Source organism: Mesorhizobium sp. M8A.F.Ca.ET.161.01.1.1 (genome assembly GCF_004792105.1).
Lineage (GTDB): Bacteria > Pseudomonadota > Alphaproteobacteria > Rhizobiales > Rhizobiaceae > Mesorhizobium.
Map to the genome: position 1 here is coordinate 1 of NZ_SRTD01000262.1, position 334 is coordinate 334.

1 protein-coding gene is annotated in these 334 nt (G+C 59.9%); it reads right to left on the bottom strand.

Annotation, left to right across the window (positions count from 1 at the left end; translation table 11 throughout):
- Window positions 1-131: 131 nt before the first annotated feature.
- On the bottom strand, window positions 132-334 hold a 203-nt coding region (locus tag EN804_RS35630; protein ID WP_135922376.1), incomplete at its 5' end, for a DUF2093 domain-containing protein.

The following is a 334-nucleotide window of genomic DNA, read 5'->3' on the forward strand; positions in this document are numbered from 1 at the left end:
GGATAATTCGAGGACGTCGCGTTAAGGTACCGAAAAAGACAAACCGTCGTGCGCCGGTTTCTCCTCACTGACGTGACGAGCATAGGGACGAGGGAGGCAAACACGCGACACTCGACGCGTCTCGTCCCTCCTTATGCCGGCAAAGTACCAGCCTTCTTTGCGGCTTCCAGAGAAGCCGCGGCATCCACATAGGCCTCCTGCCGCGCCACGCTCCAGTAGCGCAGCTCATCGAGCGGAATGCTCTTGCCTGTCATGGCGCAGATGACATGCGAGCCGGTCTGGACGATGCGGAAGTCACCGTCGAGATATTCGATGACGGCGAGGCGATTGCCGC